The organism is Burkholderia sp. 28_3 (assembly GCF_003253915.1).
GTDB lineage: Bacteria > Pseudomonadota > Gammaproteobacteria > Burkholderiales > Burkholderiaceae > Burkholderia > Burkholderia cenocepacia.
Genome location: NZ_QKZF01000013.1, coordinates 197039 through 211007, shown reverse-complemented (window position 1 = coordinate 211007; position 13969 = coordinate 197039). Strand labels below are relative to the sequence as shown.

At 66.7% G+C, this 13969-nt stretch carries 14 protein-coding genes; 11 read left to right on the top strand and 3 right to left on the bottom strand.

Annotated features, from left to right (window positions below; all coding sequences use genetic code 11):
• Nucleotides 1-336 precede the first annotated feature (336 nt).
• Nucleotides 337-1113 (bottom strand): enoyl-CoA hydratase, encoded by a 777-nt coding sequence (locus DFS13_RS25350; protein WP_006491102.1) that lies wholly within the window; start codon nucleotides 1111-1113, stop codon nucleotides 337-339.
• A gap of 129 nt (nucleotides 1114-1242) precedes the next feature.
• Here DFS13_RS25350 and paaN point away from each other — a divergent pair, with 129 nt between their 5' ends.
• The 5 genes from paaN to paaK all read left to right on the top strand — a co-directional run bounded on the left by paaN (nucleotide 1243) and on the right by paaK (nucleotide 6867).
• Nucleotides 1243-2949, top strand: a complete 1707-nt coding sequence (gene paaN, locus DFS13_RS25345) for a phenylacetic acid degradation protein PaaN (protein ID WP_006494382.1) — start codon at nucleotides 1243-1245, stop codon at nucleotides 2947-2949.
• 87 nt (nucleotides 2950-3036) lie between these two features.
• Nucleotides 3037-4239, top strand: coding sequence for a 3-oxoadipyl-CoA thiolase (gene pcaF / locus DFS13_RS25340; RefSeq protein ID WP_048989071.1), 1203 nt, complete (start codon nucleotides 3037-3039; stop codon nucleotides 4237-4239).
• 45 nt (nucleotides 4240-4284) lie between these two features.
• On the top strand, nucleotides 4285-5076 hold the full coding sequence (gene paaG, locus DFS13_RS25335; RefSeq protein WP_111442240.1) for a 2-(1,2-epoxy-1,2-dihydrophenyl)acetyl-CoA isomerase PaaG: 792 nt from the start codon (nucleotides 4285-4287) through the stop codon (nucleotides 5074-5076).
• Between the two features lies 1 nt (nucleotide 5077).
• Complete coding sequence (gene paaI, locus DFS13_RS25330) at nucleotides 5078-5530, top strand: hydroxyphenylacetyl-CoA thioesterase PaaI (protein ID WP_059723913.1); 453 nt, start codon at nucleotides 5078-5080, stop codon at nucleotides 5528-5530.
• Between the two features lie 38 nt (nucleotides 5531-5568).
• Nucleotides 5569-6867, top strand: a complete 1299-nt coding sequence (gene paaK, locus DFS13_RS25325) for a phenylacetate--CoA ligase PaaK (protein WP_048989069.1) — start codon at nucleotides 5569-5571, stop codon at nucleotides 6865-6867.
• Nucleotides 6868-7121: 254 nt separating this feature from the next.
• On the opposite strand, the gene DFS13_RS25320 is transcribed toward paaK, so the two are convergent.
• Nucleotides 7122-8246, bottom strand: coding sequence for a murein transglycosylase A (locus tag DFS13_RS25320; RefSeq protein WP_049126219.1), 1125 nt, complete (start codon nucleotides 8244-8246; stop codon nucleotides 7122-7124).
• 28 nt (nucleotides 8247-8274) lie between these two features.
• Here DFS13_RS25320 and DFS13_RS40895 point away from each other — a divergent pair, with 28 nt between their 5' ends.
• Nucleotides 8275-8418, top strand: coding sequence for a hypothetical protein (locus DFS13_RS40895; protein ID WP_006482075.1), 144 nt, complete (start codon nucleotides 8275-8277; stop codon nucleotides 8416-8418).
• A 21-nt stretch (nucleotides 8419-8439) separates the two neighbouring features.
• Here DFS13_RS40895 and apaG read toward each other — a convergent pair whose 3' ends face one another.
• Nucleotides 8440-8814, bottom strand: a complete 375-nt coding sequence (gene apaG / locus DFS13_RS25315) for a Co2+/Mg2+ efflux protein ApaG (RefSeq protein ID WP_006477037.1) — start codon at nucleotides 8812-8814, stop codon at nucleotides 8440-8442.
• A gap of 178 nt (nucleotides 8815-8992) precedes the next feature.
• On the opposite strand from apaG, the gene rpe reads away from it, so the two are divergent.
• The 5 genes from rpe (at nucleotide 8993) to trpD (ending at nucleotide 13957) form a co-directional block, all read left to right on the top strand.
• Nucleotides 8993-9679 (top strand): ribulose-phosphate 3-epimerase, encoded by a 687-nt coding sequence (rpe, locus tag DFS13_RS25310; protein WP_006482066.1) that lies wholly within the window; start codon nucleotides 8993-8995, stop codon nucleotides 9677-9679.
• Between the two features lie 4 nt (nucleotides 9680-9683).
• Nucleotides 9684-10448, top strand: coding sequence for a phosphoglycolate phosphatase (locus DFS13_RS25305; protein WP_006494389.1), 765 nt, complete (start codon nucleotides 9684-9686; stop codon nucleotides 10446-10448).
• 357 nt (nucleotides 10449-10805) lie between these two features.
• Nucleotides 10806-12299: an anthranilate synthase component I gene (trpE, locus tag DFS13_RS25300; RefSeq protein ID WP_006482077.1), complete on the top strand. Its 1494-nt coding sequence runs from the start codon at nucleotides 10806-10808 to the stop codon at nucleotides 12297-12299.
• Between the two features lie 13 nt (nucleotides 12300-12312).
• A complete protein-coding gene (locus DFS13_RS25295) occupies nucleotides 12313-12912 on the top strand; it encodes an aminodeoxychorismate/anthranilate synthase component II (RefSeq protein ID WP_006494392.1) in 600 nt (199 codons plus the stop codon).
• Between the two features lie 13 nt (nucleotides 12913-12925).
• Complete coding sequence (trpD, locus tag DFS13_RS25290; RefSeq protein WP_006482067.1) at nucleotides 12926-13957, top strand: anthranilate phosphoribosyltransferase; 1032 nt, start codon at nucleotides 12926-12928, stop codon at nucleotides 13955-13957.
• The last annotated feature ends 12 nt before the right edge of the window (nucleotides 13958-13969 follow it).

The window sequence follows — 13969 nt, the reverse complement described above, 5'->3', positions numbered from 1 at the left end:
AGCAGAGAAGCGAGATTATGAACCGTGTTTCGCAGTTCGTCAACAACTTTCTGAACGACTTCGTTGCGACTGCGGGGCTCAACTTCCGTACCGCCAAGGCTCGCTACTTCCGAACCCCAACAGCACCGCTTCCCTTCCTTCCGCGCCGTGTTTCCGTTAGCGCGAAAGAGGCGTGATTCTAAGCACCTGCCCCCATCCATGCAAGCGCTTTGTGAAGAAAGTTTGAAAAAGCCTCCGTGCGCTCACGCGCACGGAGGCTTTTGATGAACGGGGCAAGGCGATCACGCCGACAACCGGTGCAGGCCAGCCACCGGACACCCGACCGACGCCAGTCGATCAGCGGTGCTTGAAGACCGGCTTCCGCTTCTCGACGAATGCCGCCATCCCTTCCTTCTGATCTTCGGTTGCGAACAGCGAATGGAACAGCCGGCGCTCGAAGTGAACGCCTTCAGCCAGCGTCGTCTCGTACGCGCGGTTCACCGACTCCTTGACCATCATGACTGCCGGCAACGAAAACTCGGCGATCGTGGTGGCGGCGGCAATCGCCTCGTCGAGCAGCTTGTCGGCGGGCAGCACGCGTGACACGAGCCCGGCACGCTCCGCTTCGACAGCGTCCATGAAGCGCGCGGTCAGGCACATGTCCATCGCCTTCGCCTTCGATACCGCGCGCGGCAAACGCTGCGTGCCGCCCGCCCCCGGCATGACGCCCAGCTTGATTTCCGGCTGACCGAACTTGGCCGTGTCCGCCGCGAAAATGATGTCGCACATCATTGCCAGCTCGCAGCCACCGCCCAGCGCAAAGCCCGAAACCGCGGCAATGATCGGCTTGCGGATCTCGCGGACCGTCTCCCAGTTGCGCGTGATGTAGTCGCCCCGATAGACATCCATATAGGAGTAGGTCGCCATCATGCCGATGTCCGCACCGGCCGCGAACGCCTTTTCGCTCCCGGTCACGACGATCGCGCCGATGTCGTCGTCCGCATCGAACGCCTTCAGCGCGGCGCCCAGCTCATCCATCAGAGCATCGTTCAGCGCATTCAGCGCCTTCGGACGGTTCAGCGTCACCAGACCGACACGCCCCCGGGTCTCCACCAGGATGTTCTCGTAAGCCATCTATTTCTCCTCGATCAATGAAATGAGAAACGCCTCGCACATGCGAATAGTTTGATGCTACCATTCTCCGACCAACCGGTCGGTTAATTAATCGATCCAATCCCTCTCAACGTTCATCAGGCCGCCGCCATGACCCATGCCCTGTTCACGAAGCACGAAGACACGCTGAAACACGCACTCGCCGCCATCGAGAGCCGCGGGTACTGGAGCCCGTTCGCCGAAATGCCGAGCCCCAAAGTGTACGGGGAAAGCGCAAGCGCGGACGGTGAGGCCGCGTTCAAGTCGCACCTCGACACGACCTTCGTACTCGACCAGCCGGCGACCGGTGAAACGGTCGGCGCCGAGCGCTCGCCGTACGGCATCGCGCTGGGCGTCCGGTACCCGAAATCGACGCCCGACGCACTGATCGCTGCCGCCGCCGCCGCGCAACGCACGTGGCGCGAAGCTGGCCCGAGCGCGTGGGTCGGCGTCAGCCTCGAAATCCTGGCGCGCCTGAACCGCGCAAGCTTCGAAATTGCCTACAGCGTGATGCACACCACCGGGCAAGCCTTCATGATGGCGTTCCAGGCCGGCGGCCCACACGCGCAGGACCGCGCCCTCGAAGCGGTCGCCTATGCGTGGGACGAGCTGCGCCGCATCCCGGCCGATGCGCACTGGGAAAAGCCGCAAGGCAAGAACCCGCCGCTCGCGATGCACAAGCGCTATACGATCGTGCCGCGCGGCACGGGCCTCGTGCTCGGCTGCTGCACATTCCCGACCTGGAACGGCTACCCCGGCCTGTTCGCCGACCTGGCAACCGGTAATACGGTGATCGTCAAACCGCACCCGGGCGCGATCCTGCCGCTCGCCATCACGGTGCGGATCGCCCGCGACGTGCTGCGCGAAGCCGGATTCGACCCGAACGTCGTCACGCTGCTTGCGACCGAGCCCAACGACGGCGCGCTGGTCCAGGAACTCGCGCTGCGCCCCGAGATCAAGCTGATCGACTTCACCGGCAGCACGCAGAACGGCACGTGGCTCGAACGCCATGCCCATCAGGCACAGGTCTACACCGAAAAAGCCGGCGTCAACCAGATCGTGATCGATTCGACCGACGATCTGAAGGCCGCCGCCAAGAACATCGCGTTCTCGCTGGCGCTGTACTCCGGCCAGATGTGCACCGCACCGCAGAACATCTACGTGCCGCGCGACGGCATCCGGACGGCCGACGGCCACGCGAGCTTCGACGAAGTCGCGCAAGCCATCGCGGTTGCCGTGCAGAAACTCACCGGCGACCCGGCACGCTCGGTCGAACTGATCGGCGCGATCCAGAACGACGGCGTGACCGCGCGCATCGACGACGCACGCAAGCTCGGCCGCGTGCTCGCCGACAGCCAGACCCTCCAGCACCCCGCGTTCCCCGATGCGCGCGTGCGCACGCCGCTCGTGCTGCAACTCGACGTGGCCGACCGCGAGAAATTCACGCAGGAGTGGTTCGGCCCGATCTCGTTCGTGATCTCGACCGACTCGACCGCCCAGTCGCTCGACCTGGCCGGTGAAATCGCCGCCGAGCATGGCGCACTGACCCTCTCCGTCTACAGCACCGACGACGCGATCGTCGACGCCGCGCACGAGGCGGCGGTGCGTGGCGGCGTCGCGCTGTCGATCAACCTCACGGGCGGCGTATTCGTCAACCAGTCGGCCGCGTTCTCCGACTTCCACGGCACGGGCGCGAACCCGGCGGCCAACGCCGCGCTGGCCGATCCGGCATTCGTCGCCAACCGGTTCCGCGTGGTGCAAAGCCGCGTCCATGTTGCCCCAAAGGCGGTACCTGCGGAAGCCGGCCAGACGGCATAACCCGATTGGCCGACGTGCAAACGCCGCCATGTTCTCTACCATGAACGAATCCGCCACCCGGCGGGTTCGTCACTCATCGATACGCCCATGACAGACGCCTACATCTGCGATGCGATTCGCACCCCCATCGGCCGCTACGGCGGCGCCCTGAAAGATGTCCGTGCCGACGACCTCGGCGCGGTGCCGCTCAAGGCGCTGATCGAGCGCAACCGCGACGTTGACTGGGCGGCGATCGACGACGTGGTCTACGGTTGCGCGAACCAGGCCGGCGAGGACAACCGCAACGTGGCACGCATGTCGGCGCTGCTGGCGGGCCTGCCCACTGCCGTGCCCGGCACGACGCTGAACCGGCTGTGCGGCTCCGGGATGGACGCGGTCGGCACGGCCGCGCGCGCGATCAAGGCAGGTGAAGCACGTCTGATGATTGCTGGCGGCGTCGAGAGCATGACGCGCGCACCGTTCGTGATGGGCAAGGCCGCGAGCGCGTTCGCGCGCCAGGCCGACATCTTCGACACGACGATCGGCTGGCGCTTCGTCAATCCGCTGATGAAGCAGCTGCATGGCGTCGATTCGATGCCGGAGACGGCCGAAAACGTCGCGCTCGACTACGGCATCAGCCGCGCGGATCAGGACCTGTTCGCGCTGCGCAGCCAGCAGAAAGCCGCGCGGGCGCAGCAGGACGGCACGCTCGCCGAAGAAATCGTCGCGGTCACGATTCCGCAGAAGAAAGGCGATGCCATCGTCGTATCGCGTGACGAGCATCCGCGCGAAACGTCGCTCGAGGCGCTTGCGAAGCTGAAGGGCGTCGTGCGCCCGGACGGCTCGGTGACGGCCGGCAACGCGTCGGGCGTGAACGACGGCGCCTGCGCGCTGCTGCTCGCCAATGCGCAGGCGGCCGACCAGTATGGCCTGCGCCGCCGCGCGCGCGTCGTCGGCATGGCGACCGCCGGCGTCGAGCCGCGCGTGATGGGCATCGGTCCCGCGCCGGCCACGCAGAAACTCCTGCACCAGCTCGGGATGCGCATCGACCAGTTCGACGTGATCGAACTGAACGAGGCGTTCGCGTCGCAAGGTCTCGCCGTGCTGCGCATGCTCGGCGTCGCTGACGACGATCCGCGCGTGAACCCGAACGGCGGTGCGATCGCGCTCGGCCACCCGCTCGGCGCATCGGGCGCCCGGCTCGTCACCACGGCGCTCCATCAACTCGAGCGCACCGGCGGCCGGTTCGCGCTCTGTACGATGTGCATCGGCGTCGGCCAGGGCATCGCGATCGCGATCGAACGCGTGTAACCCACGCACCGTCCGCCTATAACGAAGTCATGAAGGAGACACTGCATGTCCTATCAGGCGATCCAGCTGGATATCTATCAGGCCGCGGGCGTGGCCACGATCACGCTCAACCGGCCCGACAAGCTGAACAGCTTCACGCGGGCGATGCATCGCGAACTGCAGTCGGCGCTCGATGAAGTCGAGGCGGCCGGCGCGCGTGCGCTGATTCTGACGGGTGCGGGCCGCGGCTTTTGCGCGGGCCAGGATCTGGCCGACCTCGACTTCACGCCGGGCGCGTCCACCGATCTCGGCACGCTGATCGACGAGCATTTCAATCCGCTGATCCGCCGCCTGCAGCGTCTGCCGATTCCGGTGATCGCGGCCGTCAACGGCACGGCCGCCGGCGCCGGCGCGAATCTCGCACTTGCGTGCGATCTGGTGTTTGCCGCCCGTTCGAGCAGTTTCATCCAGGCCTTCGTCAAGATCGGGCTTGTGCCCGATTCGGGCGGCACGTGGTTCCTGCCGCAACGCGTCGGCATGGCACGCGCGCTGGGGCTCGCACTGACCGGCGACAAGCTCGGCGCCGAACAGGCCGAACAGTGGGGTCTGATCTGGCGTGCGGTCGACGACGAAGCGCTCGTCGCGACAACCCGCCAGCTCGCCACCCAGCTCGCGCAGCAGCCGACGCTCGCCATCGCATCGATCAAGCAGTCGATGCGGGACAGCGTCACGAACACGCTCGATCAGCAGCTCGACCTGGAACGCGACCTGCAGCGCAAGCTCGGCCAGTCGCACGACTATGCGGAAGGCGTGCAGGCCTTCATCGAGAAGCGCGCACCGCGCTTCGAGGGACGTTGACATGACGAACGCCACCGCCACGCTCGCCCCCGATGCGCTCGCCCGCGCGACCGCGCGGGCCATGTACGACGCCGACGCCTGCAGCCGCGCGTTCGGCATGGAGATTGCCGAAGTACGCGCGGGCTACGCCCGCCTGCAGATGCGCGTGCGACCCGAATTCCTGAATGGGCACCAGACCTGCCACGGCGGGATCATCTTCACGCTCGCCGATTCGACGTTCGCGTTCGCGTGCAACTCGTACAACCTGAGTGCGGTCGCGGCCGGCTGCTCGATCGAATTCCTGCGCCCCGTGCACGGCGGCGACGTGCTGACGGCCGAGGCGATCGAGCAGGCGCGCGCCGGCCGCCACGGCATCTACGACATCCGCGTCACGAACCAGACAGGCGACACGGTCGCGATGTTTCGCGGCAAATCCGCCCAGATCAAGGGCACGGTCATCCCGGAAGACCGCTGACGTCGACGGCTCGCCCATAACAAACACTGGAGACATGCATGACTACCCCGCTACCGCTCGAGCCGATCGAGACCGCCTCACGCGACGAGCTGACCGCGCTGCAGCTCGAGCGCCTCAAGTGGTCGCTCCGGCATGCGTATGATCACTCGCCCGTCTATCGCCGCAAGTTCGACGAAGCCGGCGTGCATCCGGACGACCTGAAGACGCTCGCCGACCTGTCGCGCTTCCCGTTCACGACCAAGGGCGACCTGCGCGACAGCTATCCGTTCGGGATGTTCGCGGTGCCGCAGGACCGGATCTCGCGCATCCACGCGTCGTCGGGCACGACCGGCAAGCCGACGGTCGTCGGCTATACGGCTGCCGACATCGATACGTGGGCGAATCTCGTCGCCCGCTCGATCCGCGCCGCCGGCGCGCGCCGCGGCGACAAGGTGCACGTCAGCTACGGCTACGGGCTGTTCACGGGCGGGCTCGGCGCGCACTACGGCGCAGAACGCGCGGGCCTCACCGTGATCCCGTTCGGCGGCGGCCAGACCGAAAAGCAGGTACAGCTGATCCAGGATTTCCGGCCCGACATCATCATGGTCACGCCGAGCTACATGCTGTCGATCGCCGACGAGATCGAGCGCCAGGGCCTCGATCCCGTGCAAAGCTCGCTGCGCATCGGCATCTTCGGCGCGGAGCCGTGGACCAACGACATGCGCGTCGCCATCGAACAGCGGATGGGCATCGACGCAGTCGACATCTACGGACTGTCCGAAGTGATGGGCCCCGGCGTGGCGTCCGAATGCGTCGAGACCAAGGACGGCCCGACCATCTGGGAAGACCACTTCTATCCGGAAATCATCGATCCGGAAACCGGCGAAGTGCTCCCGGACGGCGAACTTGGCGAGCTCGTGTTCACGTCGCTGACGAAGGAAGCACTGCCGATCATCCGCTATCGCACGCGCGACCTCACGCGCCTGCTGCCGGGCACCGCCCGGACGATGCGCCGGATGGAGAAGATCACCGGCCGGTCGGACGACATGATGATCGTGCGCGGCGTCAACGTGTTCCCGACGCAAATCGAGGAACAGTTGCTCAAGCAGCGCGCGCTCGCGCCGCACTATCAGATCGTGCTGACGAAGGAAGGCCCGCTCGACGTGCTGACGCTCAACGTCGAACCCTGCCCGGAAACCGCGCCCGACACCGCGGCGATCCAGGCGGCAAAACAGGCGCTCGCGTACGACATCAAGTCGCTGATCGGCGTGACGGCCGTGATCAACGTGCTGCCCGTGAACGGCATCGAGCGGTCGGTCGGCAAGGCGCGCCGGGTCGTCGACAAGCGCAAGGGCTGAGGTCGCTCGCCACCTGTACGTCGCCCAACGGCGAATCCGTGCCGGCAAATGAAACAGCCCGATCGGCCAACACCGATCGGGCTGTTTCAATTCCAAAGCGTCGTTCGACGCGACATCGCTGCATCACGCGAACCTAAATCACAGGGCCACACCCGCGATCAGACCGTCGGCATGCGCCACGCACCCGAGACACGCCACGAACCCCGCGGCTCATGCACAGACCGCCTCCTCCGTGCAGCCCGCGTCATCCCGAATCACGAATTCGGGAACAGCAGCCACATCCGGCCGACCTGCTTCATCCGGCCAGCCTGATCACCCGCGTCGTCGCCGAGCCCCCAGAAATAGTCGGCCCGCACGCCACCCTTGATCGCCGAGCCCGTATCCTGCGCGAACACGAGCCGGTTCATCGGCGTATTCGTCAGCGGACGCGTGGTCTGCAGAAACACCGGCGTGCCGAGCGGGATCGACGACGGATCGACCGCGATCGAGCGCTCCGGCGTCAGCGGCACGCCGAGCGCGCCGATCGGACCGTCCGCGCCGCCATGCGGCGCATCTTCCTTGGTCGGCATGTCGCGGAAGAACACGAAGCGCGGATTCGTGTCGAGCAGCGCGTCGACGCGCGTCGGGTTCGCCTTCGCCCACGCCTTGATGCCCTGCATCGTTGCCTGCGCGGGCGTCAGCTCGCCGCGATCGAGCAGCCACTTGCCGATCGAACGGTACGGCTGGTTGTTGGTGCCGCCGAAGCCGACCCGCATCACCGAACCGTCGTCGAGCAGCACGCGACCCGAGCCCTGCACCTGCAGGAAGAACGCCTCGATCGGATCGTCGACCCACACGAGTTCGTTGCCGTTCAGGATGCCGGCGCGCTCGAGCTGCGCGCGTGCCGGCAGCGGGGCGCCCGCGCGATAGCCGGCCGGCCAGCGATAGAGCGCGTACTGATACGGGCCGCGGCGCACGCGCGAACCGTGCAGCAGCGGCTCGTAATAGCCGGTCACGAGCCCGTCGAGCGTACCGTCGGTATTCGCGAGCTGGAACGGCGTGAAATACGTTTCGAAGAAAGTGCGGGCGCTGCTGACGTCGAGTTCGTCGAGCCGGTCGGCGGCCGCGCAAGCGCGCGCCCAGGCCGGCTGGCGCGCGAGCCGCGCGCAGTTCTGCCGCAGCGCGGCCGTCGCGCCGATCAACGAATCGTCCTGCCAGCCCGGCACCTGCTGCCACGCGACCGGCGTGAGCCGCTTCGCGGCGACCTGCCCCGGCACGATCGCCGCGCCGGTCGGCGGCTTCAGCGCGGAGGTCCGCGTCGGCGCACCACCGCACGCCGCGAGCAGCGCCGCCGCCGCGGCGGCGGCCATCCACCCGGCCAGCCGGGGCCCAAACCACATACAATGTCCGTTCTTGATGGAAACCGCCATGTCAGATTTTCTCGACCAATATCCGATGCTCATCTTCGCGCTCGAAGCCTTCGTAGCGCTTGCCCTGCTGATCTTCATCGTCGTGTGGACGTCGTCGGGCAGAAAGAAGCAGGCCCGCCACAACGACCGCCAGCCGCGCTGACGCCCGTCGCACACTGCACGCTCAATGCAGCGTGCGCGGCATGTGCAGGGCGAACTCGTCGACCGGCGCCTCGAAACGCTCGCCGTCTTCCGCCACGCAGAAGTACGCACCGCGCATCGTGCCGACCGGCGTCGCGATCACGGCCCAGCTCGTGTATTCGAAATGCTCGCCCGGCTGCAGCAGCGGCTGGTGCCCGACGACGCCGAGTCCCTTCACTTCCTGCACGTGGCTCTCGCTGTCCGTGATGATCCAGTGACGGGCGATCAGTTGCGCCGCGACCTGTCCGGTATTGCGGATCGTCAGCGTGTACGCGAATGCGTATTGACGGTGATCGGGGTCGGATTGTTCCGGCAAGTAGCTGGTTTTCACCGAAACGGTGAACTGATACTGACTCATGGTGTGTCCGCTCTAGGTAACCGCGCGCGCCGACTCGAGCGGCCGGGCCGCGGGCGCGCCGCATTGGTTCGGCATTCTATGCGCAATCGGGCCGCAACCGCACGGCCTGCCGCCGCGCGCCGGGTCGCCGGACGGTAGAATGACGGTTTTGCGCCGCAACGTCCCCCGCTCCCCTGTCATGACTCAATTCCGCATCGCTCCCAGCATCCTGTCGGCCGACTTTGCACGGCTCGGCGAAGAAGTCCGCAACGTGGTCGCCGCCGGCGCCGACTGGATTCACTTCGACGTGATGGACAACCATTATGTGCCGAACCTGACGATCGGCCCGCTCGTCTGCGAGGCGATCCGCCCGCACGTGCAGGTGCCGATCGACGTGCACCTGATGGTGCGCCCGGTCGACCGGATCGTGCCCGATTTCGCGAAGGCCGGCGCGAATCTGATCAGCTTCCACCCGGAAGGCTCCGATCACATCGACCGCACGCTGTCGCTGATCCGCGACCACGGCTGCAAGGCCGGTCTCGTGTTCAATCCGGCCACGCCGCTGAACTACCTCGACCACGTGATGGACCGCCTCGACTTCGTGCTGCTGATGTCGGTGAACCCCGGCTTCGGCGGCCAGTCGTTCATTCCGGAAACGCTGAACAAGCTGCGCGAGGCGCGTGCGCGCATCGACGCGTACACCGAGCGCACGGGCCGCGAGATCCTGCTCGAGGTCGACGGCGGCGTGAAGGCCGACAACATCGCGGAAATCGCGGCGGCCGGCGCGGACACGTTCGTCGCGGGTTCGGCGATCTTCGGCAAGCCCGACTACCGCAAGGTGATCGACGAGATGCGCGCGGCGCTCGCGACCGTCGAACGGAGCTGACGCCGTGGCCGACTCGTCGTTCGCCGGCCGCGCGCCGGCCGAGGCCGCCACGGACGCGGCCCCGATCCGCTTTGCCGCGCCGCGCATCGACGCCGCGCTGATCGACCTCGACGGCACGATGGTCGATACCGCCGACGATTTCACGGCCGGCCTGAACGGGATGCTCGCGCAGCTCGGCGCGCCGGCCACGTCGCGCGACGAAGTGATCGGCTACGTCGGCAAGGGCTCCGAACACCTGATCCAGAGCGTGCTGAAGCCGCGCTTCCCGGCCAACGAAGCGCACGCGCGCTTCGACGACGCACTAGCGATCTATCAGAGCGAATACGCGAAGATCAACGGCCGCCACACGCGCCTCTATCCGGACGTGGCAGCCGGCCTCGATGCACTGCGCGCGGCCGGCATCCGGCTCGCGTGCGTGACGAACAAGCCGCACCGCTTCGCGGTCGAGCTGCTCGAACAATACGGGCTGGCCGGCTGCTTCGGCATCGTGCTGGGCGGCGACAGCGTCGCGCGCAAGAAGCCCGACCCGCTGCCGATGCTGACGGCCTGCGACGCGCTCGGCGTCGCGCCGGACGCCGCGGTCGCGATCGGCGACTCGGAAAACGATGCGCTGGCGGGCCGCGCGGCCGGGATGGCGACGCTGACGGTGCCGTACGGCTACAACCACGGCAAAGCTATACAAACGATAAATTCGGATGGTATAGTCGATTCGTTGCTGGTCGCGGCTCGCGCAATTTCCGCGCACAACGCCGGCCGGCCAACCATCTGATTATTTCTTCCATCCGCATGTTTCTGAATAAAAAACGGAGTCTGAGCAGCATCGACCGGGGAGCCTGGCCCTGGCGTCGCTGGTCGCGCTAACCTCTTCGATGAGGTACTCTGAAGCACGTCTTCAGCGCCGTTTTTTATCTCGCTGCGCATCCGCGCGCCGACCGTCGCACCACCTCGAGTTCCACCGCGTCCGAACGCTCGCGTTCAGGACCGGCCGCAGGCTCGCGACGTTCACGCCCGGAGTGCCGGCCGGCAACAGGCACTTCTCGATCGACCGCCCTTTCGCCGACGGCCACCCGCGCAGCGTCAAGTGATCCCTGGCGCACGCGCCGCTCGTCCCGAACAGGACCGGAACATGACCGAACTCGAATTCCAATCGCTCGCGAACGAAGGCTACAACCGCATCCCGCTGATCGCGGAAGCCCTCGCCGATCTCGAAACGCCGCTGTCCCTCTACCTGAAGCTGGCCCAGCCCGAACGCGCGGGCGCCAACTCGTTCTTGCTCGAATCGGTGGTCGGCGGCGAACGCTTCGGCCGCTATTCGTTCATCGGCCTGCCCGCCCGCACGCTGGTGCGCACCCGCAACGGCGTGTCGGAAGTCGTGCGCGACGGCCAGGTCGTCGAGACGCACGACGGCGACCCGTTCCAGTTCATCGAATCGTTCCAGGCGCGCTTCAAGGTCGCGCAGCGCCCGGGCCTGCCGCGCTTCTGCGGCGGCCTCGCCGGCTACTTCGGCTACGACGCGGTGCGCTACATCGAGAAGAAGCTCGCGAACACCGCGCCGCGCGACGATCTCGGCCTGCCCGACATCCAGTTGCTGCTGACCGAGGAAGTCGCGGTGATCGACAACCTCGCCGGCAAGCTCTACCTGATCATCTACGCGGACCCGGGCCAGCCCGAAGCGTACGCGAAGGCGAAACAGCGCCTGCGCGAACTGAAGCAGCGCCTGCGCACGACCGTGCAGCCGCCCGTCACGTCGGCGAGCGTGCGCACCGAGACGTTCCGTGAATTCAAGAAGGACGACTATCTGGCCGCCGTGCGCCAGGCCAAGGAATACATCGCCGCCGGCGAGCTGATGCAGATCCAGGTCGGCCAGCGGCTGACGAAGCCGTACCGCGACAATCCGCTGTCGCTGTACCGCGCGCTGCGTTCGCTGAATCCGTCGCCGTACATGTATTACTACAACTTCGGCGATTTCCACGTGGTCGGCGCATCGCCGGAAATCCTGGTGCGCCAGGAAAAGCGCGGCGAAGACCAGATCGTCACGATCCGCCCGCTCGCCGGCACGCGCCCGCGCGGCAACACGCCCGAGCGCGACGCGGAACTCGCGACCGAGCTGCTCAACGACCCGAAGGAGATCGCCGAGCACGTGATGCTGATCGACCTCGCGCGCAACGACGTCGGCCGCATCGCGGAAATCGGCTCGGTGCAGGTGACCGACCAGATGGTCATCGAGAAGTACTCGCACGTGCAGCACATCGTCAGCTCGGTCGAAGGCAAGCTGAAGCCCGGCATGACGAACTACGACGTGCTGCGCGCGACCTTCCCGGCCGGCACGCTGTCCGGCGCGCCGAAGGTGCGCGCGATGGAACTGATCGACGAGCTCGAGCCGGTCAAGCGCGGGCTGTACGGCGGTGCGGTCGGCTATCTGTCGTTCTCGGGCGAGATGGATCTCGCGATCGCGATCCGCACGGGCCTGATCCACAACGGCAACCTGTACGTGCAAGCGGCGGCCGGCGTCGTCGCGGATTCGGTGCCCGAATCCGAATGGCAAGAGACCGAGAACAAGGCGCGCGCGGTGCTGCGTGCGGCCGAACAGGTCCAGGACGGCCTCGATAGCGACTTCTGACCGGAGACTGACCATGCTGCTCATGATCGACAACTACGACTCGTTTACCTACAACCTGGTCCAGTACTTCGGCGAACTCGGCGAGGACGTGCGTACCTACCGCAACGACGAAATCACGCTCGACGACATCGCGCGCCTGAACCCCGACGCGATCTGCCTGTCGCCCGGCCCGAGCAATCCGCAGCACGCGGGCATCACGCTCGAGGTGCTGCGCGAATTCGCGGGCAAGAAGCCGATCCTCGGCGTCTGCCTCGGCCACCAGGCGATCGGCGAGGCATTCGGCGGCCGCGTGGTGCGCGCGAAGACCATCATGCACGGCAAGGTAAGCCGGATCGAAACCGACTGCCGCGGCGTGTTCGCCGACCTGCCGAAGCATTTCGACGTGACGCGCTACCACTCGCTCGCGATCGAGCGCGAATCGCTGCCGGACTGCCTCGAGGTGTCCGCGTGGACCGACGACGGCGAAATCATGGGCGTACGCCACAAGACGCTGCCGGTCGAAGGCGTGCAGTTCCACCCGGAATCGATCCTGTCCGAGCACGGCCATGCGCTGCTCGAGAATTTCTTGAAGCAGACGCGCGGAGCGGCCCGCGCGGCCGCGCCCACCGCCTGACGGGAGCCTCACGATGACGATTACCCCGCAGGAAGCGCTGCAACGCACGATCGAGCACCGCGAGATCTTCCACGACGAAATGCTGCACCTGATGCGGCTGATCATGCGCGGCGACCTGTCGCCCGTGATGGCGGCCGCGATCATCACCGGGCTGCGCGTGAAGAAGGAGACGATCGGCGAGATCGCCGCCGCCGCGACCGTGATGCGCGAATTCGCGAACCACGTCGAAGTGCAGGACAACTCGAACTTCGTCGACATCGTCGGCACCGGCGGCGACGGCTCGCACACGTTCAACATCTCGACCGCGTCGATGTTCGTCACGGCGGCCGCGGGCGCGAAGGTCGCGAAGCACGGCAACCGCGGCGTATCGAGCAAGTCCGGCAGCGCCGACGTGCTCGAGGCGCTCGGCGTGAACATCGACCTGCAGTCGGACCAGGTCGCCGCGTCGATCGCCGAAACCGGCATGGGCTTCATGTTCGCGCCGAACCATCACCCGGCGATGAAGAACATCGCGGCCGTGCGCCGCGAGCTCGGCGTGCGCACGATCTTCAACATCCTCGGCCCGCTGACCAATCCGGCCGGCGCGCCGAACCAGCTGATGGGCGTGTTCCACGCCGACCTCGTCGGCATCCAGGTGCGCGTGATGCAGCGCCTCGGCGCGCAGCACGTGCTCGTCGTGTACGGCAAGGACGGGATGGACGAGGTATCGCTCGGCGCCGCGACGCTCGTCGGCGAATTGCGCGACGGCAAGGTGCACGAATACGAGATCCATCCGGAGGACTTCGGCCTGCAGATGGTGTCGAACCGCACGCTGAAGGTGGAAAATGCCGACGAATCCCGCACGATGCTGCTCGGCGCGCTGGACAACCAGCCGGGCGTCGCGCGCGAGATCGTCACGCTGAACGCGGGCACCGCGCTCTATGCGGCGAACGTCGCCGAATCGATCGCGGACGGCATCCAGCTCGCCCGCGAAGCGATCGCGAGCGGCAAGGCCCGCGCGAAAGTCGACGAACTCGTGCGCTTCACGCAGCAGTTCAAGCGCTGACCCTCTTACGAA